Origin of the sequence: Ramlibacter pallidus (assembly GCF_015070875.1) — a bacterium.
GTDB classification, from domain to species: Bacteria; Pseudomonadota; Gammaproteobacteria; order Burkholderiales; family Burkholderiaceae_C; genus Ramlibacter; species Ramlibacter pallidus.
This window is the reverse complement of sequence record NZ_JADDIV010000002.1, coordinates 867,064-891,610: the sequence shown is the minus strand read 5'-3', so window position 1 is coordinate 891,610 and position 24,547 is coordinate 867,064. Positions and strand designations below refer to the sequence as shown.

The 24,547-nt window shown below is 71.0% G+C and carries 21 protein-coding genes and 1 pseudogene; 11 read left to right on the top strand and 11 right to left on the bottom strand.

All coding sequences use genetic code 11. From position 1 onward, the window contains the following. Window positions 1-501, bottom strand: a pseudogene (locus IM787_RS09205) (hypothetical protein); the annotation flags it as partial. A 32-nt stretch (window positions 502-533) separates the two neighbouring features. Between IM787_RS09205 and mnmA the strand changes: the two are divergent. Further along, entirely contained in the window at window positions 534-1,658 is a 1,125-nt protein-coding gene (gene mnmA, locus IM787_RS09200) for a tRNA 2-thiouridine(34) synthase MnmA (protein WP_193676322.1), read from the top strand. Here mnmA and IM787_RS09195 read toward each other — a convergent pair. Continuing rightward, window positions 1,648-1,911 (bottom strand): hypothetical protein, encoded by a 264-nt coding sequence (locus IM787_RS09195; protein ID WP_193676321.1) that lies wholly within the window; start codon window positions 1,909-1,911, stop codon window positions 1,648-1,650. The two genes, mnmA and IM787_RS09195, sit on opposite strands and share 11 nt — an antisense overlap. A 130-nt stretch (window positions 1,912-2,041) precedes the next feature. Here IM787_RS09195 and IM787_RS09190 point away from each other — a divergent pair, with 130 nt between their 5' ends. Together IM787_RS09190 and IM787_RS09185 are read left to right on the top strand one after the other, a co-directional pair. After that, complete coding sequence (locus tag IM787_RS09190; protein WP_193676320.1) at window positions 2,042-2,764, top strand: response regulator; 723 nt, start codon at window positions 2,042-2,044, stop codon at window positions 2,762-2,764. Then, window positions 2,730-4,634, top strand: a complete 1,905-nt coding sequence (locus IM787_RS09185) for a sensor histidine kinase (protein ID WP_193676319.1) — start codon at window positions 2,730-2,732, stop codon at window positions 4,632-4,634. The genes IM787_RS09190 and IM787_RS09185 overlap by 35 nt, the downstream gene beginning before the upstream one ends. A 12-nt stretch (window positions 4,635-4,646) precedes the next feature. Here the strand turns inward: IM787_RS09185 and IM787_RS09180 are convergent, their stop codons facing one another. The 6 genes from IM787_RS09180 to IM787_RS09155 form a co-directional block, all read right to left on the bottom strand. After that, the gene (locus tag IM787_RS09180; protein ID WP_193676318.1) at window positions 4,647-5,603 is read right to left on the bottom strand and encodes an alpha/beta hydrolase; all 957 of its coding nucleotides are present in this window, start codon (window positions 5,601-5,603) and stop codon (window positions 4,647-4,649) included. Window positions 5,604-5,661: 58 nt separating this feature from the next. Beyond that, the gene (locus IM787_RS09175; protein ID WP_193676317.1) at window positions 5,662-6,117 is read right to left on the bottom strand and encodes an SRPBCC family protein; all 456 of its coding nucleotides are present in this window, start codon (window positions 6,115-6,117) and stop codon (window positions 5,662-5,664) included. An 84-nt stretch (window positions 6,118-6,201) separates the two neighbouring features. After that, window positions 6,202-7,029, bottom strand: a complete 828-nt coding sequence (locus IM787_RS09170; protein WP_193676316.1) for a YihY family inner membrane protein — start codon at window positions 7,027-7,029, stop codon at window positions 6,202-6,204. A 32-nt stretch (window positions 7,030-7,061) separates the two neighbouring features. Further along, window positions 7,062-7,568, bottom strand: coding sequence for a single-stranded DNA-binding protein (ssb, locus tag IM787_RS09165; RefSeq protein WP_193676315.1), 507 nt, complete (start codon window positions 7,566-7,568; stop codon window positions 7,062-7,064). Window positions 7,569-7,595: 27 nt separating this feature from the next. Next, window positions 7,596-8,804 carry an MFS transporter gene (locus IM787_RS09160; protein ID WP_193676314.1) on the bottom strand — a complete coding sequence of 403 codons (1,209 nt, stop codon included), beginning with the start codon at window positions 8,802-8,804 and terminating at the stop codon, window positions 7,596-7,598. A 139-nt stretch (window positions 8,805-8,943) separates the two neighbouring features. Beyond that, the gene (locus IM787_RS09155) at window positions 8,944-9,852 is read right to left on the bottom strand and encodes a LysR family transcriptional regulator (protein ID WP_193676313.1); all 909 of its coding nucleotides are present in this window, start codon (window positions 9,850-9,852) and stop codon (window positions 8,944-8,946) included. A 133-nt stretch (window positions 9,853-9,985) separates the two neighbouring features. On the opposite strand from IM787_RS09155, the gene gcl reads away from it, so the two are divergent. The 4 genes from gcl (at window position 9,986) to IM787_RS09135 (ending at window position 16,009) form a co-directional block, all read left to right on the top strand. Next, window positions 9,986-11,782 (top strand): glyoxylate carboligase, encoded by a 1,797-nt coding sequence (gene gcl / locus IM787_RS09150; RefSeq protein WP_193676312.1) that lies wholly within the window; start codon window positions 9,986-9,988, stop codon window positions 11,780-11,782. 123 nt (window positions 11,783-11,905) lie between these two features. Beyond that, entirely contained in the window at window positions 11,906-12,658 is a 753-nt protein-coding gene (locus IM787_RS09145; protein ID WP_193676384.1) for a fumarylacetoacetate hydrolase family protein, read from the top strand. A 58-nt stretch (window positions 12,659-12,716) separates the two neighbouring features. After that, the gene (gene uvrA / locus IM787_RS09140; RefSeq protein WP_193676311.1) at window positions 12,717-15,635 is read left to right on the top strand and encodes an excinuclease ABC subunit UvrA; all 2,919 of its coding nucleotides are present in this window, start codon (window positions 12,717-12,719) and stop codon (window positions 15,633-15,635) included. Between the two features lie 110 nt (window positions 15,636-15,745). After that, complete coding sequence (locus tag IM787_RS09135) at window positions 15,746-16,009, top strand: GlsB/YeaQ/YmgE family stress response membrane protein (protein WP_193676310.1); 264 nt, start codon at window positions 15,746-15,748, stop codon at window positions 16,007-16,009. On the opposite strand, the gene pyrF is transcribed toward IM787_RS09135, so the two are convergent. Beyond that, a complete protein-coding gene (gene pyrF / locus IM787_RS09130; RefSeq protein WP_193676309.1) occupies window positions 16,006-16,833 on the bottom strand; it encodes an orotidine-5'-phosphate decarboxylase in 828 nt (275 codons plus the stop codon). The genes IM787_RS09135 and pyrF overlap by 4 nt on opposite strands. Before the next feature lie 31 nt (window positions 16,834-16,864). Between pyrF and IM787_RS09125 the strand changes: the two genes are divergently transcribed. The 3 genes from IM787_RS09125 (at window position 16,865) to IM787_RS09115 (ending at window position 20,479) form a co-directional block, all read left to right on the top strand. Further along, window positions 16,865-17,782: a DMT family transporter gene (locus IM787_RS09125; protein WP_193676308.1), complete on the top strand. Its 918-nt coding sequence runs from the start codon at window positions 16,865-16,867 to the stop codon at window positions 17,780-17,782. 102 nt (window positions 17,783-17,884) lie between these two features. Beyond that, the gene (locus IM787_RS09120) at window positions 17,885-19,810 is read left to right on the top strand and encodes a PAS domain-containing hybrid sensor histidine kinase/response regulator (RefSeq protein ID WP_193676307.1); all 1,926 of its coding nucleotides are present in this window, start codon (window positions 17,885-17,887) and stop codon (window positions 19,808-19,810) included. Window positions 19,811-19,912: 102 nt separating this feature from the next. Then, entirely contained in the window at window positions 19,913-20,479 is a 567-nt protein-coding gene (locus tag IM787_RS09115; RefSeq protein ID WP_193676306.1) for a GAF domain-containing protein, read from the top strand. Here the strand turns inward: IM787_RS09115 and IM787_RS09110 are convergent. Further along, a complete protein-coding gene (locus IM787_RS09110) occupies window positions 20,476-21,309 on the bottom strand; it encodes a M48 family metallopeptidase (protein WP_193676305.1) in 834 nt (277 codons plus the stop codon). The genes IM787_RS09115 and IM787_RS09110 overlap by 4 nt on opposite strands. A gap of 31 nt (window positions 21,310-21,340) precedes the next feature. Between IM787_RS09110 and IM787_RS09105 the strand changes: the two genes are divergently transcribed. Beyond that, the gene (locus tag IM787_RS09105) at window positions 21,341-22,981 is read left to right on the top strand and encodes an AmpG family muropeptide MFS transporter (RefSeq protein ID WP_193676304.1); all 1,641 of its coding nucleotides are present in this window, start codon (window positions 21,341-21,343) and stop codon (window positions 22,979-22,981) included. Here the strand turns inward: IM787_RS09105 and IM787_RS09100 are convergent. Then, window positions 22,978-24,417 (bottom strand): class I adenylate-forming enzyme family protein, encoded by a 1,440-nt coding sequence (locus IM787_RS09100; RefSeq protein WP_227494247.1) that lies wholly within the window; start codon window positions 24,415-24,417, stop codon window positions 22,978-22,980. The genes IM787_RS09105 and IM787_RS09100 overlap by 4 nt on opposite strands. Window positions 24,418-24,547: the final 130 nt, after the last annotated feature.

Here is a 24,547-nt window from a genome sequence, read left to right as displayed (position 1 = left end):
GGGCACCGGCGCCGGAAGCGGCGGCGGCACCAGCGGCGGCGCGGGCGCGGGCTGCGCCGGCAGCGGCAGCTCGGTCTCGGTGCGCAGCCGCGGCGCCGGGGCCGCGTCGGGCACGGGCGACTCGCGCCGCTGCCGCCGCGGGCGGGGCTGCCGCGGCGGGTCCACCTCCGGCAGGACGTCGGTGGTCTGCAGCGGCACGCTGGAGTCGGGCCGCATCGAAAAGACCGCCGGCGGATCGGCCGGCTCGCCCAGCGCGGACGGGGGCGTGATCGCGCGGCTGGACGGGCTGGCCGCCGACGGGGGAGGCGCCGTGGCGGTGGCGGAAGGGGCGGTTGGCGAGGGCCGTGTCGCCTGGTAGACGACGTACCGCACCGCTTCCTGCACCGGCGTGTACTGCAGCAGCAGCCACACCAGCCCGATGTGCAGCAGGCCGCTGCCCGCCAGCGCCGCGGGCGACATGCGCTGGCGCGGCAGGGACGCGGGGTTGGGCCGGTGCAGCATGGGGTTTCGGTGCGGCTGGGATAATCGCACACATGGGTGCCAAGCCGCGCGTCGTTGTCGGTCTGAGCGGAGGCGTGGACTCCGCCGTCAGTGCGTACCTGCTCAAGCAGCAGGGCCACGAGGTGGTCGGCATCTTCATGAAGAACTGGGAAGACGACGACGGCAGCGAGTACTGCTCGTCGAACGAGGACTTCGTGGATGCGGCCGCGGTTGCCGACGTGATCGGCATCGAGATCGAGCACGTCAATTTCGCGGCCGAATACAAGGACCGCGTCTTCGCCGAGTTCCTGCGCGAGTACCAGGCCGGCCGCACGCCGAACCCCGACGTGCTGTGCAATGCCGAGATCAAGTTCAAGTCCTTCCTCGACCACGCGATGCGCGTCGGTGCCGAGAAGATCGCCACCGGCCACTACGCGCGCGTGCGCGAACGCGCCGGCCGCTTCGAGCTGCTCAAGGGGCTGGACGACAGCAAGGACCAGAGCTATTTCCTGCACCGCCTGAACCAGGCGCAGCTGTCCAGGACGCTGTTCCCGGTCGGCGAGCTGCGCAAGACCGAGGTGCGCCGGCTGGCGGAGGAGATCGGCCTGCCGAACGCGAGGAAGAAGGACTCCACCGGCATCTGCTTCATCGGCGAGCGGCCGTTCCGCGAGTTCCTGAACCGCTACATCAGCAAGGAACCGGGGCCGATCAAGGACCCGAAAGGCCGCGTGGTCGGCCGGCACGAGGGCCTCTCGTTCTACACGCTCGGCCAGCGCCAGGGCCTCGGCATCGGCGGCGTGAAGGAGAAGGGTGCGCAGCGCGGCGGCGGCGAGCACGCGCCCTGGTTCGTCGCGCGCAAGGACATGGCGAAGAACACGCTGTGGGTGGTGCAGGGGCACGACCATCCCTGGCTGCTGTCACCCGCCCTGGAAGCCGACGACTTGAGCTGGACGTCGGGCCATGCCCCGCCGCCGGGCCGCTACTCGGCGAAGACCCGCTACCGGCAAGCCGACGCGCCCTGCACGCTGTCGGCGACGCCGCAGGGCCTCCGGCTGGAATTCACCGACCCGCAATGGGCCGTGACGCCGGGACAATCGGCCGTGCTCTACGACGGGGAGATCTGCCTGGGCGGCGGCGTGATCGCGTGCGCCGCCGGGGCCGAAGCCCTCAGGGGCTGAGGCCCACTTCCTTCGCCCACGCCGTACCCGCCTGGTGCAGCAGCGCGAAGTCGCGGGCGACCTGGCCGCTTGCCAGGGGCCCGACCACGGGCCAGACCACCGACAGCCCGAAGAGGCCGAGACAGGCGAGGTGCAGGACCATCGCGCAGGTCTTGCGCGTCCAGCCGGGGGGCGTGGCAGGTCGTGCGACCACCAGGGCTTGCGGCCTGTGGCGAAGGGCGTGGGGATCGGCGCGCAGGCGGCAGGGTGTCATGGCGGCCGCGATTCTGCCCGCAACGCCGCGCGCCGGCGCCGCGCAACGGCGACAAGTTGTTTCGCCGGAGCCCCTGTCCCCAGGACTGGGGACATGCGGTCCGGCCCGCTTTCCCGAATAATCGCGGCCCATGCACATCGAGTCCCCGGGGCCGCGACGTCCGCTGGCGCTGCGCGTCGGCGTCGTGGAAGACGATGCCGCCACCCGCGAAAGCATGCTGGCCATGATCAACGCCCAGGCGGACATGGCGGTCGTGCTGTGCGCCGCCGGCCAGCAGGAGGCGCTCGCGCTGCTGCGGCAATGCCCGCTCGACGTGCTGCTCGTCGACCTCGGCCTGCCCGATGGCAGCGGCCTGGACGTCATCCGGTCGGCCCGCGCGCTGTGGTCCGGCTGCAGCGTGATGGTGAGCACCATGTTCGGCGACGAGGCGCACGTGCTGCGGTCGATCGAGGCGGGCGCGATGGGTTACCTGCTGAAGGACAGCGGCCCGGCGGAACTCGCCGCCGAGATCCGCAACCTGCATGCCGGCGGCAGCCCGATCAGCCCCAACGTCGCGCGCAAGATCCTGGCCCGCGCCGCGGCCAGCCTGCCCGCGCCCGGCGCGGCCGCGCCGGCGGGCGATGCGTCCGCGGCGCCGAAGCCCCCCATCGAGACGGGCGGCCTCTCAGCCCGCGAGCGCGAGGTGCTCCAGTTCGTCAGCAAGGGGTTCACCACGGAGGAAACCGCCGACGCGATGGGCGTGTCGCGCAGCACGGTCCTCACCTTCGTGCGCCGCATCTACGCCAAGCTGCAGGTCAACTCGCGCGCCGAAGCCGTCCATGCCGCCCATCGCCACGGCCTGCTGGCGAACTAGGCTGGCGGCGGTGCTGCTGCCGCTGCTCGCGGCGTGCGCGGGCGCGCAGGAGCCGTCCTTGCATGCCTTGCAGGCCGACCACCTGCGCGCGTCGTCCACGGAATGGGAGCCGCCGCCGGCCGTTCCCGAGGAGGTGGCCGCCGGCTCGGCCTGGGCCCGCGTCGCCCTGCCCCACGTGCGCGCCCGCAGCATCGCCGAGGGCAACGATTCGCTGACCGCCGCGCCGGACGTGGTCTGGTACCGGCTCGAGGTGCCGCCGCAGGTCGCCGCGCACGACCCGTTCCTGTACCTCCCGCGCTGGCAGACGATCGGCGTGGTCGCGGTCTACGTCGATGGCCGGCTGGTGCACCGCACGCGCGGCAGCCGCGTGTGGAACAGCTTCAACCGGCCGCTGCTGCTGCCGCTGGCGGACGCGTCGCGCACCCCGCCGCGGACGGTGCACGTGCGCATGGCGAGCCAGCAGGGCGTGGGCGGCGCCCTGTCCACCGTGCGCTTCGGCAGCGAGCGCGACCTGCTCTGGCGGCACCGCCTGCGCACCTTCCTGCAGGCGGACCTGATCGCGCAGTCCAGCGCCGCCTTCCTGGTGCTGGGCCTGTTCTCCCTGGCCGTGTGGTGCGTGCGCCGCCGCGAGACCCTCTATGCGCTGTTCTTCGCCGCCTCGGCGGCGCACCTGGGGCGCATGCTGCATTACGTGGTGGGCGACCACCCGCCGCTGCTGCCCGACGACTGGTTCGGCTGGATGACGGTGAACTCCGTGGGCTGGGTGATGGTCTGCGTGTTCGCCTTCGCCTTCCATGCGCACGGACGGCGCATGACCCGCGCGGCCCGGGCCACCGCCGGTCTCGTGGGGCTGTGCTCGCTGCTGACACTGCCCGTGCCGCTGCTGCTGCCGCACCTGCACGCGATCCTGCCGTCGGTGTACATCGTGATCGCGGTGCTCACCACGGCCATCGCGGCCTCCGGCCTGTGGGCGTCCTACCGCGCGCGGTCGCGCGAAGGCCTGCTGCTGTTCGGCTGGTTCTCGCTCAACCTGCCCGCCGGCATCCACGACCTGCTGCTGCAGAACTACCGGCTGGACATCGAGCGCGTGTACCTCGCGCCCTACACCTCCACCGGCCTGTTCCTCATCTTCGTCGTGATGATGTGGCGGCGCTACATCGGCGCGTTGCGGGGGATGGAAGCGGCCAATGCCTCGCTCGAGTCGCGCCTGGCCCAGCGCGAGGCGGCGCTGACGGCCACCCACGAACAGTTGCGCGAGCTGGAGCGGCAGCAGACGCTGACCGCGGAACGGCAGCGCCTGATGCAGGACATGCACGACGGGATCGGCTCCTCGCTGGTGTCGGCCCTGCGCATGGTGGAGCGCGGCGAAGCCAGTCCGGGCGCCACCGCGCAGGTGCTGCAGCAGTGCATCGACGACCTCAAGCTGGCGATCGACTCGCTCGAGACCGCCGACACCGACCTGCTGGGACTGCTGGCCGCCATCCGCTTCCGCCTCGGACCGCGCCTGCACGCGGCGGGCATCGAGCTGCGCTGGAGCGTGCGCGACCTGCCGGCCCTGGCCTGGCTGGACCCGCAGACCGCACTGCACGTGCTGCGCATCCTGCAGGAGGTGCTGGCCAACATCCTCAAGCACAGCCGGGCCAGCGTGATCGACGTCGCCACGGACGACGCGGGCGCGGAGGTGCTGGTCCGCATCCGCGACAACGGTGCGCCCTTCGCACCGGACGGCGCGGCCGCGCCCGGCACGGGCAAGGGGCTGGCGAACATCCGGCAGCGCGCCGAGGCCTTGCGCGCGCGCTGCGACTGGACGGCCTGGGAGGGCGGCGGCGAGTTCCGCCTCTGGCTGCCGGTGGCACGCGCCGCCGGCTGACGCGGCCCGGCCTCAGCGCTGCACGAAGGCGCGGATCGCGTCGGTGAGCGCGGTGTCCGGCGTGTTGATCGCGTAGACCTCGGACATGTGGCTGTGTCCCTGCAGCTGCAGCAGCGGCGGGCAGCGGCGCGCCTCGCAGAGCAGGCCGCGCGCCTGCTCCGTCTGCTCGTGGAAGTCGCTCGGGTCGAGTTCGGCGAAGGCGAGCAGCATCGGAACGCGCGAGCGCACCATGCCGGGCAGCGCCGACATGGCCGGGTAGCGCCCCGCATCCGTCCCGAAGTACGCCTGCAGCGGCGGGTTCACCTGCGCGGTCGCCGGATCGAAGATGCCCGAGAGCATGATCGCACCCGCCACGCCGCCGCCCGGCGCGGCGTGGAACTGCGCGTGCCCGATGTACTGCGCCACGTGCGCGGCACCGGCCGAGTGGCCCATCAGGTAGATGCGGCCCGGGTCGCCGCCGTGCGCCGCGATGTTCTGGCGGATCCAGGCGACGGCGTCGCGCAGGTCCTCCTGCGCCGCCGGCCAGGGATGCTGCGGGGCGAGCCGGTAGGTCGTGTTGACGCCGACCATGCCGTTCTTCACCGCCCACAGCATCACGTTGTCGTAGAAAGGGCTGTCGCCGGCGCGCCGCGCGCCGCCGGTGAAGGCGCCGCCGTGGACGAACACCAGCACCGGCCGGCGCGCACCCGTGGCCGCCTCGGGCGTGAACACGTCCAGCAGGTGGCGCGCGTCGGCGCCGAAGCGCTGGTCGCGCAGCACCCGCACGCCGGCGTAGGGCTCGCGCTGCTGCAAGGGGGCGTAGAGCGCGGCGGTCGGCGGCGGCGCCACGACGCGCCCGATCTGGCGCAGCTGCGCCTCGACCGGTGGCGGCACCTGCGAAGGCACCGCGCCGCTGGCGATGGAGACGGGCGGCGGGGTACCGCAGGACGCGAGCCACAGGCAGGCAGCGGCCGCGAGGAGGATGCGCATCGGGGTCTCCGGTGGTGGAGCCCGATGATAGGTCGCAGGGCCCGCGCGCGGGGTGTGCTCAGGCCGACACGCGCTGCTCGCAGACGTCCTTCAGCGCGGCCAGCGCCTTGGGCCAGGCCTCCTGCATGAACTGTTCGTAGGCCGGCAGCACGTCCATCTCCACCTGCACCTCGGTGCCGCCGTCCCGTTCCACGAAACGGTAGTTCTCGTAGGCGGGCGCCCAGGCCTTCACGGCGTCGCTGTCCAGGTCCTCGCTCCCGTCCTTGCGGACTTCACCCAGATGCCTGAGCGAGATGAACTCGCCGCGCCGGTTCTCGGCGACCTCCGCCACCATCCCGTCGCCTCCCGGGCCGACGAAGCGGATGCGCTGCCCCTGCTCCCAGCTGCCTTCGTAGGTGGAGCCTTCCATGAACGCGGCGGTCCACCGGCGGTAGGTGTCCGGCGCCAGCATCAGCTGCCAGACGCGGTCGCGCGGGGCCTGGATGAAGGTGGAAAAGCGCATGGTCTTCTTCATGGGGGTTTCCTTGCGGCGGGCGAAGCCGCCAGCATGGCGCAGCGGGCCTGCGGCGGGTACGACAAACCGTAACGCGCGGGGTCTTCAGGCGCGCGCCACCCGCCCGCGCGCCGGCTGGCGGCCGCTGCGGCCGAGGTTGGCCGTCACCAGCGCGGCGGCCAGCGTGACGAGCCAGGAGAAGTACACCCACACCAGGAACAGCAGGGCCGGCGCGAAGGCGCCGTAGACCGTGCGGTAGGTCGGCACCTGCGCGAGGTACAGCGCGAAGCCGCGCTTGCCGAGTTCGAACGCCAGGCTGCCGAGCATGCCGCCCACCAGCGCATCCCGCCAGCGCACGCTGGTGTTCGGCACGAAGCGGAACAGGCTGGCCAGGCCGATGGTGCCCAGCAGCACGGGCACGGCATGGAGCAGCAGCCGCGCGTGCGACGAGGGATCGCCGACCAGGCCGGCCGACGCCGCCAGCACATAGGAAGTCGCCCAGAGGCTGGCGCCCACCAGCGGCGGCCCGAGCGCCAGCATGACCACGTAGAGGCCGAGCCGCTTGTGCAGCGGGCGTTGCTTCTTCACCTGCCAGATGCGGTTGAGCACGTTCTCCACGCTCAGCAGCATGACGAAAGCGGAGGCAACCACGAACAGCGCGCCGACCCATGTCAGCCCGCCCGTGTTGGCGGTGAACTGGGACAGGTGGCGCAGTACGGTGCGCGCGATGTCCGGCGGCAGCACGCCCTGCAGCAGGTGCTGCCGGATCGCCAAGCCGGCGGCGCGGAACGGCTCGAAGCGCGTGAAGAAGGCGAAGCTCACCGCCAGCAGCGGCACCACCGACAGCAGGGTGGTGAAGGTCAGGCTGCCCGCGGCCTGGGGCAGCCTTTCCTCGCGCGCGCGGCGCAGCGTGTTGCGGAAGAAACCCGGCATCGGCGGCCCGGCGGGGCCCGGGCCCAGGAAGCTCAGAAGGGGATGTCGTCGTCCATGTCGTCGAAGCCGGAAGCGGGCTTCGACGCGGGCGCGCGCGCGCCGGCAGCGGGCGCCGGGGCCCGGCTCGGCGGGGCGGAGCGGCGGGGCGCGCTGTCGCCGTAGCCGCCATCGTCGTCGCCGCCGCCCGCGGGGGCACCCATGCCCTGGCGGCTGCCCAGCATCTGCATCTGGTCGGCGCGGATCTCGGTCGTGTACTTCTCGATGCCGTCCTTGTCGGTCCACTTGCGCGTGCGCAGGCTGCCTTCGACGTAGACCTGCGAGCCCTTGCGCAGGTATTCGCCGGCGATCTCGGCCAGCCGGCCGTTGAACACGACGCGGTGCCACTCGGTGGCTTCCTTCATCTCGCCGCTCGTCTTGTCCTTCCAGCGGTCGGTGGTGGCGATGGTGACGTTGGCGACGCGGTCGCCGCTGGGGAAGGTGCGCATCTCCGGGTCGCGCCCGAGGTTGCCGACGATGATGACTTTGTTGACGGATGCCATGGGGGGTCCTCTTCCGGTTTGGGCAGATTATGTCGCCTGGGCCTCGTCGGCCAGCACTTCCTCGGCCGACTGGCGGGCCTGCGGCGCGCGCATGGGCCAGGCGACCACCAGCCACACCAGCATCAGGACCGCGCAGGCGCCGAACAGGCCCGCATGGCCAACGTCCCGCGCCAGCCAGCCGCCGACCGCGCCGCCGGCAAAAAATCCCAGCGATTGGAGGGTGTTGTACACACCGAGGGCCGCGCCCCGGGCGCCGGGCGGCGCCACGCGCGAGGCCAGGCTCGGCTGGGTGGCCTCCAGGATGTTGAAGCCGCAGAAGAACAGGAACAGCCACAAGGCCAGGGCCGCCACGCCCGGCCGCCAGGACGTGGCCAGCAGGCCCAGCTGCACCAGCAGCACGAGGCCGATCGCGGCTAGGAACACGGCACGAAGGTAGCCGCGCCGCTCCAGCGGGAACACCACCGCCCCCATGACCACGAAGGAAGCGAGCACGCCGGGCAGGTACACCATCCAGTGGGACGCCTTGTCGAGGCCGGCCTGCACCAGCAGCGCCGGCACCGCCACCCACATCGCCAGCTGCACGGCGTGCAGCACGAACACGCCCACGTCCAGGCGCAGCAGCGGGCCGTGGCGCAGCACGTCCGCCAGGCGGCCGCGCGGCACGTCGGCGTGCTGCTGCGGAGCCGGCGGCGTCCACCACAGGATGACGGCGATGCACGCCAGCGCCAGCACGCCCGTCATGGCGAACAGCCCCGCCAGGCCGACGGCGGCCGCGAGCACGGGCGCCAGCACCAGCGACAGCGCGAACATCAGGCCGATGCTGGCGCCCACCAGCGCCATGGCCTTGGTCCGGACGCTGTCCCGCGTCTGGTCCGCCAGCAGCGCCGTGACCGCCGCCGACACGGCGCCCGCGCCCTGCAGCGAGCGGCCGGCGATCAGCCAGCCCAGCGACGGCGCGGCCGCGGCGATGAAGCTGCCGGCGGCGAACACCACCAGGCCGATCACGATCACCTTCTTGCGGCCGAACCGGTCGGACGCCATGCCGAAGGGGATCTGCAGCAGGCCCTGCGTCAGGCCGTAGATGCCCATGGCGAGGCCCACCAGCGCGGGATCGCCGCCGCCGGGGTAGCGGGCGGCCTCGAGCGCGAACACCGGCAGCACCAGGAACAGGCCGAGCATGCGCGCGGCGAAGATCGTCGCCAGCGAGGCGCTGGAGCGGCGCTCGGCCGGCGTCATGCGGCTGGACGGAACGGAGGGGGAAGGGGTCACGGAGGCGGCGGAAGCAAACGGCAGGCCGGGCGGTGCCGGCAAACCCCGCATTCTCCGGCATCCGGGGCGGGGCTGCGGCGGGCCGTCCCGCGAGGCTCTGCAGCGCTCAGTCCAGCGTGGCCCACCACGAGGGGCCGAAGCGTCCCTGCAGCCAGTCCACGAAACGGCTGACCTTGGCCGGCACCAGGCTCGGCGAGGGGAAGACGGCGTGGATCTCCTGGGCGGGCAGCGACCAGTCCGGCAGCAGCGGCTGCAACGCCCCCGTCGCGACGGACTTGTGCGCCACGTACCGGGGCAGCACGGCGACGCCCATGCCCTTGCGGACGGCGGCCAGCAGCGTCGACAGGTTGTTGGAGCGCAGGAAGCCCTTCACCGGCACGACCTCCACGCGGCCCTGCGGGCCGGTGAAATGCCAGCGCGCATCGCCCTGCACCGTGGTGTAGACCAGCGCGTCGTGGCTTGCCAGTGCGGCCGGCTCCGCCGGCCGGCCGCGCCGGGCCAGGTACTCCGGCGCGGCGACTAGCACCCAGGGGTTGGTGCCCAGGTAGCGGGCGCCCAGGGTGGAATCGGCGAGCCGCCCCATGCGGATCGCGACGTCGATGCCCTGCTCCACCAGGTTGACGTAGCGGTCGTCCACCGTCAGGTCCACCTGCAGTTGCGGATGCAGCTCCATGAACTGCATCACCAGCGGCGCGAGCACGCGGCGGCCGAAGGCCACCGAGGTGTTGATGCGCAGCCCGCCCTGCACGCGCGACTGCAGCAGCGCCGCCAGGTTGTCCGCCTCGTCGGCGTGGTGCACGATCAGCTTGCACTTCTCGTAGTACAGCCCGCCGATCTCGGTGGGGCTCACGCCATGGGTGGACCGGTGCAGCAGCCGGGCGCCGAGCTCCTTCTCCATCTGCGCGACCTGCTTGGTGGCCGACGGCTGGCCGATGCCGAGGTCGGCCGCGGCCTTGCTGAACGACCCGAGGTCGACGACGCGAACGAAGAGCCGGATGGCTTGCAGGCGGTCCATGGAACTCCATCAGGCCACGACGGCCCGGTGCGCGCCATTCCGGCGCGGAATAAGGCAAATGCGCAGGCGCAGTCTTCCACGAAGCGGCGCCCGGCTCAATCATGGCCGCCTTCCCCACTGAAGGAGCGATCGGATGGCAAGGATGAAGGCATGCATGGCGGCCGTGCTGGTGCTGGAGAAGGAGGGCGTGTCGCAGGCCTTCGGCGTCCCCGGCGCGGCGATCAACCCGCTGTATTCGGCGCTGCGCGAGCGCCAGACCATCGCGCACATCCTGGCGCGCCACGTCGAGGCGGCCTCGCACATGGCCGAGGGCTACACCCGCGCCCGCGCCGGCAACATCGGCGTGTGCATCGGGACCTCCGGCCCGGCCGGCACCGACATGATCACGGGCCTCTACTCCGCCGGCGCCGACAGCACGCCGATCCTGTGCATCACCGGGCAGGCGCCGCGTGCCCGCCTGTACAAGGAGGACTTCCAGGCGGTGGACATCGAGTCGATCGCCCGGCCGGTGACGAAGTGGGCGGTGACCGTGCGCGAACCGGCGCAGGTGCCGCAGGTGTTCCAGCAGGCCTTCCACCTGATGCGCTCGGGACGGCCCGGCCCGGTGCTGGTCGACCTGCCGTTCGACGTGCAGATGGCGGAGATCGAATTCGACATCGACGCCTACGAGCCGCTGCCCGTCTACAAGCCCGCGGCGAGCCGCAAGCAGGTGGAGAAGGCGCTGGACATGCTGGCCGCTGCCGAACGGCCGCTGATCGTGGCCGGCGGCGGCGTCATCAATGCCGATGCCGGCGACCTGCTGGTGGAGTTTGCCGAGCTGACGGGCGTGCCCGTCATCCCGACGCTCATGGGGTGGGGCAGCATCCCCGACGACCACGCCCTCATGGCCGGCATGTGCGGCCTGCAGACCAGCCACCGCTACGGCAACGCCACGATGCTCGCCAGCGATTTCGTGCTGGGCATCGGCAACCGCTGGGCGAACCGGCACACCGGTTCGCTGGAGGTCTACTGCAAGGACCGCAGGTTCGTGCACGTGGACATCGAGCCGACGCAGATCGGGCGCGTCTTCATGCCCGACTTCGGCATCGTGAGCGATGCGCATGCGGCCCTGGCCCTGTTCGTGCAGGTGGCGCGCGAGCGCCGCGCAGCCGGCCGCTGGCCGGACTTCGGCGACTGGGCGCGTCGCTGCGCCGAACGCAAGCGGCTGATGCTGCGCAAGTCGCACTTCGAGCAGGTGCCGGTCAAGCCTATGCGCGTGTACGAGGAGATGAACGCCGTCTTCCCGCGCGACACGACGTACGTGGCGAGCATCGGCCTGTCGCAGATCGGCGCGGCGCAGTTCCTCCACGTGTACGGGCCGCGCCGCTGGATCAACTGCGGCCAGGCCGGCCCGCTCGGTTGGACGATCCCCGCGGCGCTGGGCGTGGTGGCCGCGGACCCGACGCGCACCGTGGTCGGCCTCTCCGGGGACTACGACTTCCAGTTCCTCATCGAGGAACTCGCCGTCGGCGCGCAGTTCCGGCTGCCTTACGTGCACGTCCTGGTGAACAACAGCTACCTCGGGCTGATCCGCCAGGCGCAGCGCAACTTCGCGATGGACTACTGCGTGCAGCTGGCGTTCGAGAACCAGAACATGCCCGCCGACGAGGCGGACGTGCGCGGCTACGGCGTGGACCACCAGACCGTCGTGCGCGGACTCGGCTGCCAGGCCTTGCGGGTGACCGACCCGGAGAAGATCCGGCCCGCGCTGGCGGAAGCGCAGGCGCTCGCCCGGCGCTGCCGCGTGCCGGTGGTGGTGGAGGTGATCCTGGAGAAGGTGACCAACGTGGCGATGGGCACCGAGATCGACCAGGTCGTGGAGTTCGAGGAGATCGACTGCCGCCACCCGGACGGCCGCGCCGGGCTGGAGCTCGCGGGGCTGCTCGCCTGACACCGCGCATCAGCATCGCTTGGGCAAACCATCAATAACTTTGACTTCCGCCCGGCGACCGGCCCGCATAGATTGCGTGCACTGCCCACCCGGCGCCAGGAGAACCGCTTGCAACAGCACTGGATGCGCTTCGTGCACGACGGCACCGAACGCTTCGGCACGCTCGAAGGCAGCCGCGTGCGCTTCTGGCACGGCAACCTGTTCGACTATCCGGAGCGGGGCGACCGCACCGCCAGCCTGGCGGACGTGCGCTTGCTGACGCCGGTCCAGCCCTCCAAGGTCATCGCCCTCTGGAACAACTTCCAGGCACTGGGCGACAAGCTGAAGCTCGACGCGCCGGCGGAACCGCTGTACCTGGTGAAGACACCGAATTCCTACCTGGCACCGGGCGGCACCATCCGTCATCCCGGCGGCGGCGTGAAGGTGGTGTTCGAAGGCGAGCTGGGCATCGTGATCGGCCGCACGGCGAAGGACGTCCGGGAGGATGCCGCGATGGCCCACGTGTTCGGCTACACCTGCGCCAACGACGTCACCGTGGCCGACATCCTGCACCGCGACCCCTCCTTCCCGCAGTGGGTGCGCGCCAAGAGCTTCGACACGTTCTGCCCTTTCGGGCCGTGCGTGGCGAGCGGCCTGGACCCGGCGACGCTGCAGGTGCGCACCCTGCTCGACGGCCAGGTGCGGCAGGACTATCCGATCTCGGACATGCGCTTTTCCGTCGCGCAGCTGGTGAGCCTGATCTCGCGGGACATGACCCTGCTGCCGGGCGACGTCATCCTGTGCGGCACGTCGGTCGGCGTCGGCTCGATGAAGCCGGGGAGCACGGTCGAAGTGGAGATCCCGGGCATCGGGCGGCTCGGCAACCGCTTCGAATAGGGGCCCGGCCGAGGCTTTGCCGGCGGGGTGCTCGCCCCGATGGCCGTGTCGGCCTATCATGTCGGGTTTCCCGCGCGCGACCCCGACCTTGAACACGAGCAACGAAGGCAAGTACCTGCACGAGGCCCTGGGCCAGCGGATCACCATCCGCGGCGCACGCACGCACAACCTCAAGAACATCGACCTGGACCTGCCGCGGTACCGGCTGGTGGTGATCACCGGCCTGTCCGGCTCCGGCAAGTCCTCGCTCGCGTTCGACACGCTCTACGCGGAGGGACAGCGGCGCTACGTCGAGAGCCTGTCCGCGTACGCCCGCCAGTTCCTGCAGCTGATGGACAAGCCGGACGTCGACGTGATCGAAGGCCTGTCGCCGGCCATCTCGATCGAGCAGAAGGCCACCAGCCACAACCCGCGCTCCACCGTCGGCACGGTCACCGAGATCCACGACTACCTGCGGCTGCTGTTCGCGCGCGCCGGCACGCCGTACTGCCCGATCCACGACATCCCGCTGCAGGCGCAGACGGTCTCGCAGATGGTCGACGCCGTGCTGGCGCTGCCCGAGGACACGCGGCTGATGGTGCTGGCGCCGGTGGCGCGCGAGCGCAAGGGCGAGTTCACCGAACTGTTCGCGGAAATGCAGGGCCAGGGCTACGTGCGCTTCCGCGTCGGCGGCGAGGTGTTCGAATTCGACGCGCTGCCCAAGCTGAAGAAGGCGGAGAAGCACGACATCGACGTGGTGGTCGACCGGCTCAAGGTGAAAGCCGACATGCAGCAGCGGCTGGCCGAGAGCTTCGAGGCCGCGCTGCGCCTCGCCGAGGGCCGGGCCGTCGCGGTGGAGATGGAAAGCGGCCGCGAACACATGTTCAACGCCAAGTTCGCCTGCCCGGTGTGCCACTACTCGATCAGCGAACTCGAGCCGCGCCTGTTCTCCTTCAACTCCCCGGTGGGCGCCTGCCCCGGCTGCGACGGCATCGGCACCATGGAGTTCTTCGATCCCGCGCGGGTCGTGGCCTTCCCGGAGCTGTCGCTCGCCGGCGGCGCGATCAAGGGCTGGGACCGCCGCAACCCGTACTACTTCGCCATGATCGACAGCCTGGCGCGGCACTACAAGTTCAGCGTCGACGCGCCGGTGCAGGAGCTGCCGCCGGCCATCCGCAAGGTGCTGCTGCACGGTTCGGGCCAGGAGGAGATCCGCTTCTCGTACACCATGGAGTCGGGCGCTTCCGCCGGCCGCAAGGTGACCAAGAAGCATCCCTTCGAAGGCATCCTGCCGAACATGGAGCGCCGCTACCGCGAGACCGATTCGCCCGCGGTGCGCGAGGAACTGGCCCGCTACCGCAGCCTGCAGCCCTGCCCCACCTGCAACGGCACGCGCCTGCGCACCGAGGCCCGCCACGTGCGCCTGGGCGAAGGCGAGCAGTCGCGCGCCATCTTCGAGATCGGCCACATGACGCTGCGCGACAGCCAGGCCTGGTTCGAGGCCCTGCAGCTGCGAGGCGCCAAGGCGGAGATCGCGGACAAGGTGGTGCGCGAGATCGGCAACCGGCTGCGCTTCCTGAACGACGTCGGCCTGAACTACCTCAGCCTGGACCGCAGCGCCGAGACGCTGTCCGGCGGCGAGGCGCAGCGCATCCGCCTGGCTTCGCAGATCGGCTCCGGCCTGACCGGCGTGATGTACGTGCTGGACGAGCCGAGCATCGGCCTGCACCAGCGCGACAACGACCGCCTGATCGGCACGCTGCAGCACCTGCGCGACCTGGGCAACAGCGTGCTGGTGGTGGAGCACGACGAGGACATGATCCGCGCCGCCGACCATGTCGTGGACATGGGACCCGGCGCCGGCATCCATGGTGGGCAGGTGGTGGCGCAGGGCACGCCCGATGAAGTGCTGGCGAATCCGGCGTCGCTGACCGGCCGCTACATGTCCGGCAACCTGAAGATCCCGGTACCGGCCCGGCGCAACCGGCTGGGCGAACAGCCGGACCCGCAGGTGATCCGCATCGTCGGCGCACGCGGCAACAACCTGAAGAACGTGACCGTCGAGATTCCCGTGGGCCTGCTCACTTGCGTGACGGGTGTCTCCGGCTCGGGCAAGTCGACCCTCGTCAACGACACGCTGTACGCGGCGGTCGCGCGCGAGCTGTACCGCGCGCACGAAGAGCCGGCGGCGCACGAGGCGATCGAGGGCATCGAGCACTTCGACAAGGTGATCAACGTCGACCAGTCGCCGATCGGCCGCACGCCGCGCAGCAACCCGGCCACTTACACCGGCCTGTTCACGCCGATCCGCGAGCTGATGGCCGAGACCGCGACGGCGAAGGAACGCGGCTACGGCCCTGGCCGCTTCTCGTTCAACGTGGCCGGCGGCCGCTGCGAGGCCTGCCAGGGCGACGGCGTGGTCAAGGTGGAGATGCACTTCCTCCCCGACGTCTACGTGCCCTGCGACGTCTGCCGCGGCCAGCGCTACAACCGCGAGACGCTGGAAGTGCAGTGGAAGGGCCGCAACATCGCGCAGATCCTCGACATGACGGTCGAGGACGCGCACGAGTTCCTGAAGCCGGTGCCGGCCATCGCGCGCAAGCTGCAGACGCTGCTGGACGTCGGGCTCTCGTACGTCAAGCTGGGGCAGGCCGCCACCACGCTGTCCGGCGGCGAGGCGCAGCGGGTCAAGCTGGCGCTGGAGCTGTCCAAGCGCGACACCGGCCGCACGCTGTACATCCTGGACGAGCCGACCACCGGCCTGCACTTCGCCGACATCGACCTGCTGCTGAAGGTGCTGCACCAGCTGCGCGACGCCGGCAACACCATCGTGGTCATCGAGCACAACCTGGACGTCATCAAGACGGCCGACTGGGTGATCGACATGGGGCCCGAGGGCGGCGACGGCGGCGGCAGCGTGGTCCTGGCCGGCACGCCGGAGGACGTGGCAGCCCATCCGCAAAGCCACACCGGTCACTACCTGAAACGCCTCCTGTGAAGCGATGGGCGCCCGCCTGCGCGCGGACGCCATCGCAGCCTACAAGGCCGCCCCCGGCGGTTTCCCTACGATCCCTCCCAGGTCAACCACAAACCAAAGGGAGAAACTGCATGGAAATCATCACCATGATCATCGTAGGCTTCATCGTGGGCCTGATCGCCCGCGCGCTGAAGCCGGGCAACGACCGCATGGGCATCATCCTGACGACGCTGGTGGGTATCGCCGGCGCCTTCCTGGCCGGCTTCGCGGGCCAGGCGATGGGCCTCTACACCGCGGGCGAGCCGGCCGGCTGGATCGCCTCGGTGATCGGCGCGATCGTGCTGCTGTTCATCGTCAGCATGGTGCGCGGCCGCTCGCACACCCGCGTGCGTTAAGCGGCCTTGGCCGCTTCCAGCAGCTCGCGCGTGCGCATCGCCTCGCGCCGCGCGGCTGCCGCGAAGTCCTCGCCCGGCGATGCATAGAGGATCGCCCGCGAGGAGTTCACGATGATGGGCGCGCCGGCGCGCCAGCCCGCGCGCACCGTCGCCACCGCGTCCCCGCCCTGCGCCCCGACGCCCGGGATCAGCAGCGGCAGGTTGGGCGCGATTGCGCGCACCCGCTCGATCTCCGCCGGGTAGGTGGCCCCCACCACCAGCCCCAGCTGTCCGTTCAGGTTCCAGGGGCCCTGTGCGAGCTTCGCCACGTGCTCGTACAGCAGCGGCTGGCCCTCGACCGTGGCGAGGCGCTGGTTCTGGAGGTCGTCGCCGCCGGGATTGGACGTGCGGCACAGGAGGAACGCGCCCTTGCCCTCGTACCTCAGGTAGGGCTGCACGGAATCGAAGCCCATGAACGGCGACAGGGTCACCGCATCGGCGCCGTAGCGCTCGAAGGCCTCGCGCGCGTACTGCTCCGCGGTCGAACCGATGTCGCCCCGCTTGGCGTCGAGGATCACCGGCACGTGCGGGAAGCTGGCGCGCAGGTGCCGCATCAGCTGCTCCAGCTGCCCCTCGGCGCGGTGCGCGGCGAAATAGGCGATCTGCGGCTTGAAGGCGATCGCCAGGTCGCCGGTCGCGTCGACGACCTTCGCGCAGAAGTCGAAGATGCGCTGCGCATCGTTCTTCAGGCCGGCGGGGAAGCGGGTGGGCTCGGGATCGAGCCCCACGCACAGCATGGAAGCGTTGCGCTCCTGCGCGCCCTGCAGCATCTGGAGGAAGGTCATCCCCCATTTTAGGAGGCGCCACAATCCGCCCATGCATGCCCTGTCGCGCCAGCAGCTGACCATCCTCGTGCTCCTGACCCTCGTGTGGGGCGTCAACTGGCCGGTCATGAAGCTGGGCGTGACCCACTACCCGCCGCTCACCTTCCGCGCGCTGTCGATGTGGCTGGGCCTTCCGGTGCTGGCCCTCGGCCTGCTGGTGCTCAAGGTGCCCTTCCGCATCCCGCGCAAGGACTGGCGGGAGCTGCTCTGGCTGGCCGCCACCAACATGTTCGTCTGGCACGTCTGCATCATCCTCGCGGTGCAGACGCTCTCCAGCGGGCGCGCGGCGATCCTGGGCTACACCATGCCGATCTTCTCGGCGGTGATCGGCGCGCTGTTCTTCGCCTCCCCACTGGGGCGCCGCGCCTGGACCGGCGTCAGCGCCGCAGCCCTCGGCGTGATCCTGCTCCTCTGGCACGAACTCACGCACCTGGCCGGGCGCCCGGACGGCGTGGTGCTCGCCCTGGTGGCGGCCGCCTGCTGGGCGCTCGGCACGCAGCAGTTGCGCCGCACGCGCCTGGCCGCGCCTGCGCTGGCGATCTCGTTCTGGATGACGGTGCTCACGGCCGTCGTGATGGCGGTCCTTGCGCTGATGTTCGAGGCGCGCCAGTGGCGGCTGCCGGATCGCACGAGCACCGCGGCCATCCTGTTCAACGCGATCCTGATCTTCGGCTTCGCGCACGCCGCCTGGACCTTCCTGGCCAAGGGCCTGCCGCCGGTGGCCTCGACGCTGAGCGTGATGATGATCCCGGTGCTGGGCGTCTTCAGCGGCGCGGTCTGGCTGCGCGAACCGGTGCACTGGCAAGATGGGGCCGCCGTGGCGCTGATGATGGTGGCGATCGCGTCGGTGCTGTGGCCGGCGCGCCGGTTTGTAGCATCTACAAAACCCGCGTCGGCGTCGGACGAATAGGCCGAAGATGCACATTCGATGTGTGCGGCTGTAGGACATTGCCGCGTTCGCGGTAAGCCACGCCCTCAAGGGGGCAGGCCCGTTTCCATAATCCGCGATTCGATGACATCCAGCCTGGCCGACCGTCCGGAGAACACCCTCGAGCAGCGCATGCAGCTGCTGATCGAGGCCGTCAGCGACTACGGCATCTTCATGCTGGACCCGGCCGGGCGCATCCAGTCCTGGAACACCGGCGCGCAGAAGCTCAAGGGCTACACGCGTGAGGAGATCCTGGGCCAGCACTTCTCCATCTTCTATCCCGAGGCCGCTGTCGCCACCGGCTGGCCGGAAGAGGAGCTGCGCCTGGCCCGCCAGCGCGGCCGGTTCGAGGACGAAGGCTGGCGCGTGCGCAAGGACGGCACGCGGTTCTGGGCCAACGTGGTGATCACCGCCCTCTACGGCCCGATGGGCGAGCTCACCGGCTTCGCCAAGATCACGCGCGACCTGACCGAGCGGCGAGAGCACGAGGAGGAACTGCGCATCAGCGAGGAGCGCTTGCGGCTCCTTGTGAACAGCGTGCGCGACTACGCGATCTTCATGCTGTCGCCGGAGGGCATCGTCGGGAGCTGGAACGTGGGCGCGGCGTCGATCAAGGGCTACGAGGCTTCCGAGATCATCGGCCGGCACTTCAGCGCCTTCTACACCCCGGAAGACCAGCAGTCCGGCAAGCCGGCACGCGCGCTCGCGACCGCCCGCGACCGGGGCCACTTCGAGGACGAAGCCTGGCGCGTGCGCAAGGACGGTTCCCTGTTCTGGGCCAACGTGGTGATCACCGCCGTGCGCGACCCGAAGGGCGAGCTGCGCGGGTACGCGAAGGTCACGCGCGACATGAGCGAGCGGCGCCGGCTGGAGGAACTGGAACGCTCCAGCCGCCGCATGAACGAGTTCCTCGCCATGCTGGCCCACGAGCTGCGCAACCCGCTGGCGCCGATCCGCAACGCCGTCACGATCATGCAGCTGGAGAACCTCGCCAGCCCGGTGCTGCGCAACTGCCGCGACGTCATCGACCGGCAGCTCACGCACGTCACCCGGCTGGTCGACGACCTGCTGGACGTCGGCCGGCTGACGACCGGGAAGATCAAGCTGCGCAAGGAATTGCTGCGCCTGTCCGAAGTGGTGGCGCGCGCGATCGAAACGGTCCGGCCGCTGGTCGCGGCACGCCGCCACGGGCTCGAGCTGCACCAGCCGGCCGATCCCGTCTTCGTGCAGGGCGATCCGACCCGGCTGGCGCAGGTGCTGCAGAACCTGCTGGTGAACGCCGCCAAGTTCACCGCCGAGGACGGCCGCATCCAGGTGCGCGTGGCGCAGAACGACGGCTTCGCCTACGTCGCGGTGGAGGACAACGGGCGCGGCCTCACGCCGGAACAACTGCAGAACGTGTTCCAGCTGTTCGTCCAGGCGGAAAGCCCGAGCGCCGCCGGCGCCGAAAGCGGCCTGGGCATCGGCCTCACGCTGGCGCGCAGCCTGGCCGAGATGCATGGCGGCAGCCTGGATGCCACGAGCCCCGGCCTGGGCCAGGGCAGCACGTTCACGGTCCGGCTGCCGGTGGCGGCCGGTGCCGCCGAGGTGGACGAGCCGGCCGAAGCCGAGGTTGCGCCGGGCGCCCTCCGCGTGCTGGTGGTAGACGACAACCGCGATGCCGCCGACAGCGCCAGCGACGTGTTGCGGCTGCTGGGCAACGCGGTCGAGACGGCGTATGACGGCCCGTCCGGCGTGGAGGCCGCAGCGCGCTTCCGCCCCGACATGGTGTTCCTCGACCTGGCGATGCCGGGGCTCGACGGCTACGAGACCCGCAAGCGCTTCACCGCCGCCGGCCTGCAGCACTGCTACTTCGTCGCGATGACCGGCTTCGGCAACGCCGACGACAAGCGCCGCACGCGCGAGGCGGGCTTCGACGCCCACCTGACCAAGCCCGTGGAGCTGGAGCTGCTCGTCAAGCTGCTCAACGAGGCACAGGCCCGCAGCACCCGGCTGTCGGGCCAGCGCTGAGCCAGCGCCTCCCCGCGGCCGCCCCGGCTTCCTCGGCAGTACCCGTCCCCCGCCGGGGTGTGCGAGTCCACGGCGCGTGCTTAGAATGCATCCGCTCGCGCCATGTCCCGCACTCCACCCGACTTCTGCTCCCTGGACGAACTGCTCGTTCGGCCCGCCGCGGCCACGCTGCGGCAAGCCACCGCCACGCAGGTCGCCGAGGCGGACGCCTTCCTGGCCTTGTCCCGCAGCCTGGCGGAAAAGCGGGGGAGCACGCTGCAGGCATTCGTGGACCTCGCGATGGCCGGCACGGACGCGGGTTCCGCCGGCATCAGCCTCGAGGAGCGCGACGAGGCGGGGCCCTTCTTCCGCTGGGTGGCCACGGCCGGGGAATTCTCCCGCTACGTCAACGGCACGATGCCGCGCGACTTCAGTCCCTGCGGTGCCACGGTCGACGGCGGACGACCGCTGATCATGCGGGACCCGGTGCGCTACTACGCGTACATCAGCCAGCTGCACACGCCGGTGCGCACGGTGCTGCTGGTGCCGTTCCGCCGCGAAGGGCGGTCGGTTGGCACGGTCTGGGTGGCCGCGCACGACGAGCGCAAATCCTTCACCGACGCCGAGGTGCGCTTCGTCGAGAACCTCGGCCGGTTCGCGTCGGACGTGCTGGATTCAGCGGCGCATTAGCGCCTGGCGATCGCCTGGCGGTAGAGACCCTCGACGCGGGGGATGTTCTCCTGCAGGCGGCGCATGCGTTCCGGCCCGCTCGGGTGCGTCGACAGGAAGCCCGGCGCGCCGGCGCTGTTGGAAGCGCGGCCCATCTTGTCCCACAGCGTGACGGAAGCCTTCGGGTCGAAGCCGGTGCGCGCGCCCATCTCCAGGCCGACGAGGTCCGCCTCGGTCTCGTCGTCGCGGCTGAACTTCAGCGTCAGCAGCTGCGTGCCGACGTTGGCCGCGACGTCGCCGAGCTGGCCCAGCCCGAACAGCTGCGCGCCCAGCGACAGCAGCGCCCCGGTACCCTGGCTCTTGGCGATGCGCTCGCGCGCGTGTTCGCGCAGCGCGTGCGCCATCTCGTGGCCGACCACCATCGCCACCTCGTCGTCGGTGAGCTGCAGCTTGTCCAGGATGCCCGTGAACAGCGCGATCTTGCCGCCCGGCATGCAGAACGCATTGATCGAGTTGCTGCCGATGAGGTTGACCTCCCACTTCCACTGCCGGGCGCGGTCGTTCCAGCGCGGCGCATCCGCGATCAGGCGGGTGGAGATCCGGCGCAGCCGCTGCAGTTGGGGATGGCTTTCCGGAGCCAGTGCTCGCTTGGCGCGCGCCTCCTGCAACAGCTCGCCGTACTGCTTGGTGGCGGCGAGTTCGAGTTCATCGGCCGGGACCAGGCCGCGCAGCCGCGAGGATTGGCCGACATTCACCTGCGCCAGCGCCGGACCGGCGGCGAGCGCGGCACCGGCGAGCATGAAGGCACGCCGGGGCATCCACGGCGACTTGGCAGCACAGAGTTGGCACATGCGCAAATAATACGGACGAACCAAAGGCACCATGTCAGACCCCACCGCGACCACGGCTCAGCCGGCATCCGCCAAACCCTCGTGGGCCGAGACGCTCCGGGTCTACACCGAACCGGCGACGCTGCGGATGCTGTTCCTCGGCTTCTCCGCCGGGCTGCCGCTGCTGCTGGTACTGGGCACCCTCAGCTTCCGCCTGCGCGAAGCGGGCATCGACCGCACGACCATCGGCTTCCTGTCGTGGGTCGGGCTGGCGTACGGCGTGAAATGGATCTGGGCGCCGCTGGTGGACCGGGTGCGGCTGCCGCTCATGACGGCCTGGCTCGGGCAGCGGCGCAGCTGGCTCCTGCTGGCGCAGCTTTGCATCATGGCCGGACTGGTGGGCATGGCGATCTCGGACCCGAAGGCCGCGCCGGGCGCCGACCCCGCCTCCGCGCTCGGCCCCGTCATCTGGTGCGCCGTGCTGGTCGCCTTCGCGTCGGCCACGCAGGACATCGCGCTGGACGCGTTCCGGATCGAGTCGGCGGGCACCGAGAAGCAGGGCGCGCTGGCGGCCGCGTACCAGACCGGCTACCGCCTGGCCATGATCTGGGCCGGCGCCGGCGTGCTCTGGATCGCGGCCCGCTCGGAAACCAGCGCGGCGGCGGTCTACGAGCATGGCGCGTGGCAGACCGCGTACCTGGTGATGGCCGCGTCGATGCTGGTCGGCGTGCTCACCGTGCTGCTGTCGCGCGAGCCCAAGCCGCGGGACGCGCAGGCCGACCGGCAGCACCGCGCCGGCGTGGCTGCGGCCTTCGCGCGCGACGGCCTGCGCTTCGCCTGGCCGCAGGCGCTGCTGTTCGCGGTCCTGCTGGCGCTGCTCACGGCGATGGTCCGCGCGTCCTTCGGCGCGATCACGCTGTGGGAAACGGCGATCTACCTGCTGCTGGGCGTGGTCGCGGTGCTCGGCCTGCGCGGCGGCTGGGGGGCGGCCCGCCCCATGCACCTGCGCATCGCGCCGGCCGCGGCGCCCTTCGTGGCATGGCTCGACGTCGTCATCGTCGAACCCTTCGCTGACTTCTTCCGCCGCTACGGCTGGCACGCCGCGCTGATCCTGGCGCTGATCGCCGTCTACCGCATCAGCGACGTCGTGATGGGGATCATGGCCAACCCGTTCTACGTGGACATGGGCTTCACCAAGGACGAAGTGGCGGCCGTCAGCAAGGTCTTCGGCGTCATCATGACCCTGGTCGGCGCCTTCCTCGGCGGCGTGCTGGCGCTGCGCATCGGCGTGATGCGCACGCTGATGCTGGGCGCCATCCTCAGCGCGGCGAGCAACCTGCTGTTCGCCTGGCTCTCGGGCATCGGCCACGACGTGCGCATGCTGGTCTTCGTGGTCTCCGCGGACAACCTGTCCAGCGGCATCGCGTCCGCCGCCTTCGTCGCCTATCTCTCCAGCCTCACCAACATCCAGTACTCGGCGACGCAGTACGCGCTCTTCAGCTCCCTGATGCTGCTGCTGCCGAAATGGCTGGCCGGCTTCTCCGGCAAGTTCGTCGACGCCTACGGCTACGGCAACTTCTTCGTCGGCACCGCGATCCTCGGCCTGCCGGTGCTCGTGCTGGTGTGGCTGGCCACCCGCAACCTCACCACCGCGCCGACCGAAAGGCCCGGGGTGCTGGCCGACGACGACTAGCGGACGGCCCCCGCGACCTGCCGCGCAAGCAGGCTGCGCTGCACCTTGCCCAGCGCCGTCTTGGGCAAATGCTGCGGCCAGAACCAGCGGCGCGGCTGCTTGAAGCGCGCCAGCCGCTGCTGCAGGTGGGCGGCGAGTTCTTCCTCCGTCGCCTGCGCACCCGGCAGCAGCACCACGGCCACGGCGACGACCTCGCCCCAGCGGGCATCCGGCAAGCCGAAGGCGGCGCACTCGGCAACGGCGGCATGCTGCGACAGCGCCTGCTCGATCTCGGCCGGATGGATGTTCTCGCCGCCGGAGATCACGAGGTCCTTCGCGCGGCCGACGATGCGCCAGCTGCCGTCGGCATCCTGCCGTGCCAGGTCGCCGGTGGCGAACCAGCCGTCGGGGTCGCACGCCGGCAGGTCCGGCCAGTAGCGCCGGACGACATTCGGCCCACGCAGCTGCAGTTCGCCGGCATCGCCATGGAAAGGGCCCAGGCGCGCTTCGACGTCCGGTGCCGGCCAGCCGCAGGAGCCGACGTGGTCCAGCGCGTGTTCCGGCGGCAGCGCGATCGAGAAGGGGCCGGTTTCCGTCGCGCCATAGACATTGCACACGGGCAGCCCGCGCGCATGGAAGGCCTGCACCAGCGCGTCCGGCAGCAGGCTGGAGCCGGCCCACACGGCGCGCAGGCTGCGGACATCGGTGGCCTGCCATTGCGGATGTTCGACCAGGGCCTTCATCGTGGCCGGTACCTGCAGCGTCAGCGTCGGCCGTTGCGCCGCGACGCACGCGAGCGTGTCTCCCGGATGGAAACGGGGATGCAGGATGACGCGCGCGCCGGCCCACAGCGCGGGCAAGGTCTGGATGCACAGCCCGCCCACGTGGAACAGCGGCAGCACCGTCAGCACCGTGTCGGCCGGCGTGATCCGCTGCACCTGCGCGGCGATGCGCATATTGGCCAGCAGGTTGGCGGGCGTGTGGACCGCCGCCTTGGGACCGCCGGTGGTGCCCGAGGTGTAGACCAGCAAGGCCGGCGCTTCGGGGTCCTCGTGCACCGGCGCGGCGGGCGCGGCGGCATCGAGTTCGCCGGCCGCATGCGCGTGCAGCCCGCACGCGGCGGCCAGCTCGCGCGCCGGGCGCGCCCATTCCTCGTCGTGCACCAGGTGCGCCGGCGTGCAATCGGCCACGAGCCGCTGCCACTCCGGCAGGGCCAGCCGGAAGTTCAGCGGCAGCAGGATCGCGCCGATGCGCGCCAGCCCCACGAGCAGTGCCAGCTGCGCAGGATGGCTCGCCCCGAGCCAGGCCACGCGGTCCCCGGGCCGCACGCCCCATGCGTGCCATGCGACGCCTGCGGCACGCTGCGCCGCGGCCTCGAGATCACCCCATGTCAGCCAGCGCTCACCCCACCACAACGCGGGCGTCGCAGGCTCCGGATGGGCGAATAACGCCGACAGCGTGGAATGTTTCGCGGACAGGAGAGCCTCCGTTTACCTAACTTTACGGGCGGTTCAAGAGGGCGCGTTGGGGGCGTCCGACCATCTTTACATCGGCCCTGGCAACGGGCCTCAACAGTAACATCGGACA

Coding starts and splice junctions, on each gene's coding strand:
- IM787_RS09190 (WP_193676320.1), top strand. CDS start 2,042: ATGCACATCGAGTCCCCGGGGCCGCGACGTCCGCTGGCGCTGCGCGTC.
- ssb (WP_193676315.1), bottom strand. CDS start 7,568: ATGGCATCCGTCAACAAAGTCATCATCGTCGGCAACCTCGGGCGCGAC.
- pyrF (WP_193676309.1), bottom strand. CDS start 16,833: ATGACCTTCCTCCAGATGCTGCAGGGCGCGCAGGAGCGCAACGCTTCC.
- IM787_RS09170 (WP_193676316.1), bottom strand. CDS start 7,029: ATGCCGGGTTTCTTCCGCAACACGCTGCGCCGCGCGCGCGAGGAAAGG.
- IM787_RS09125 (WP_193676308.1), top strand. CDS start 16,865: ATGCATGCCCTGTCGCGCCAGCAGCTGACCATCCTCGTGCTCCTGACC.
- IM787_RS09105 (WP_193676304.1), top strand. CDS start 21,341: ATGTCAGACCCCACCGCGACCACGGCTCAGCCGGCATCCGCCAAACCC.
- IM787_RS09110 (WP_193676305.1), bottom strand. CDS start 21,309: ATGTGCCAACTCTGTGCTGCCAAGTCGCCGTGGATGCCCCGGCGTGCC.
- IM787_RS09180 (WP_193676318.1), bottom strand. CDS start 5,603: ATGCGCATCCTCCTCGCGGCCGCTGCCTGCCTGTGGCTCGCGTCCTGC.
- gcl (WP_193676312.1), top strand. CDS start 9,986: ATGGCAAGGATGAAGGCATGCATGGCGGCCGTGCTGGTGCTGGAGAAG.
- mnmA (WP_193676322.1), top strand. CDS start 534: ATGGGTGCCAAGCCGCGCGTCGTTGTCGGTCTGAGCGGAGGCGTGGAC.
- IM787_RS09195 (WP_193676321.1), bottom strand. CDS start 1,911: ATGACACCCTGCCGCCTGCGCGCCGATCCCCACGCCCTTCGCCACAGG.
- uvrA (WP_193676311.1), top strand. CDS start 12,717: ATGTCGGGTTTCCCGCGCGCGACCCCGACCTTGAACACGAGCAACGAA.
- IM787_RS09185 (WP_193676319.1), top strand. CDS start 2,730: ATGCCGCCCATCGCCACGGCCTGCTGGCGAACTAGGCTGGCGGCGGTG.
- IM787_RS09135 (WP_193676310.1), top strand. CDS start 15,746: ATGGAAATCATCACCATGATCATCGTAGGCTTCATCGTGGGCCTGATC.
- IM787_RS09145 (WP_193676384.1), top strand. CDS start 11,906: ATGCGCTTCGTGCACGACGGCACCGAACGCTTCGGCACGCTCGAAGGC.
- IM787_RS09155 (WP_193676313.1), bottom strand. CDS start 9,852: ATGGACCGCCTGCAAGCCATCCGGCTCTTCGTTCGCGTCGTCGACCTC.
- IM787_RS09115 (WP_193676306.1), top strand. CDS start 19,913: ATGTCCCGCACTCCACCCGACTTCTGCTCCCTGGACGAACTGCTCGTT.
- IM787_RS09160 (WP_193676314.1), bottom strand. CDS start 8,804: ATGACGCCGGCCGAGCGCCGCTCCAGCGCCTCGCTGGCGACGATCTTC.
- IM787_RS09175 (WP_193676317.1), bottom strand. CDS start 6,117: ATGAAGAAGACCATGCGCTTTTCCACCTTCATCCAGGCCCCGCGCGAC.
- IM787_RS09120 (WP_193676307.1), top strand. CDS start 17,885: ATGACATCCAGCCTGGCCGACCGTCCGGAGAACACCCTCGAGCAGCGC.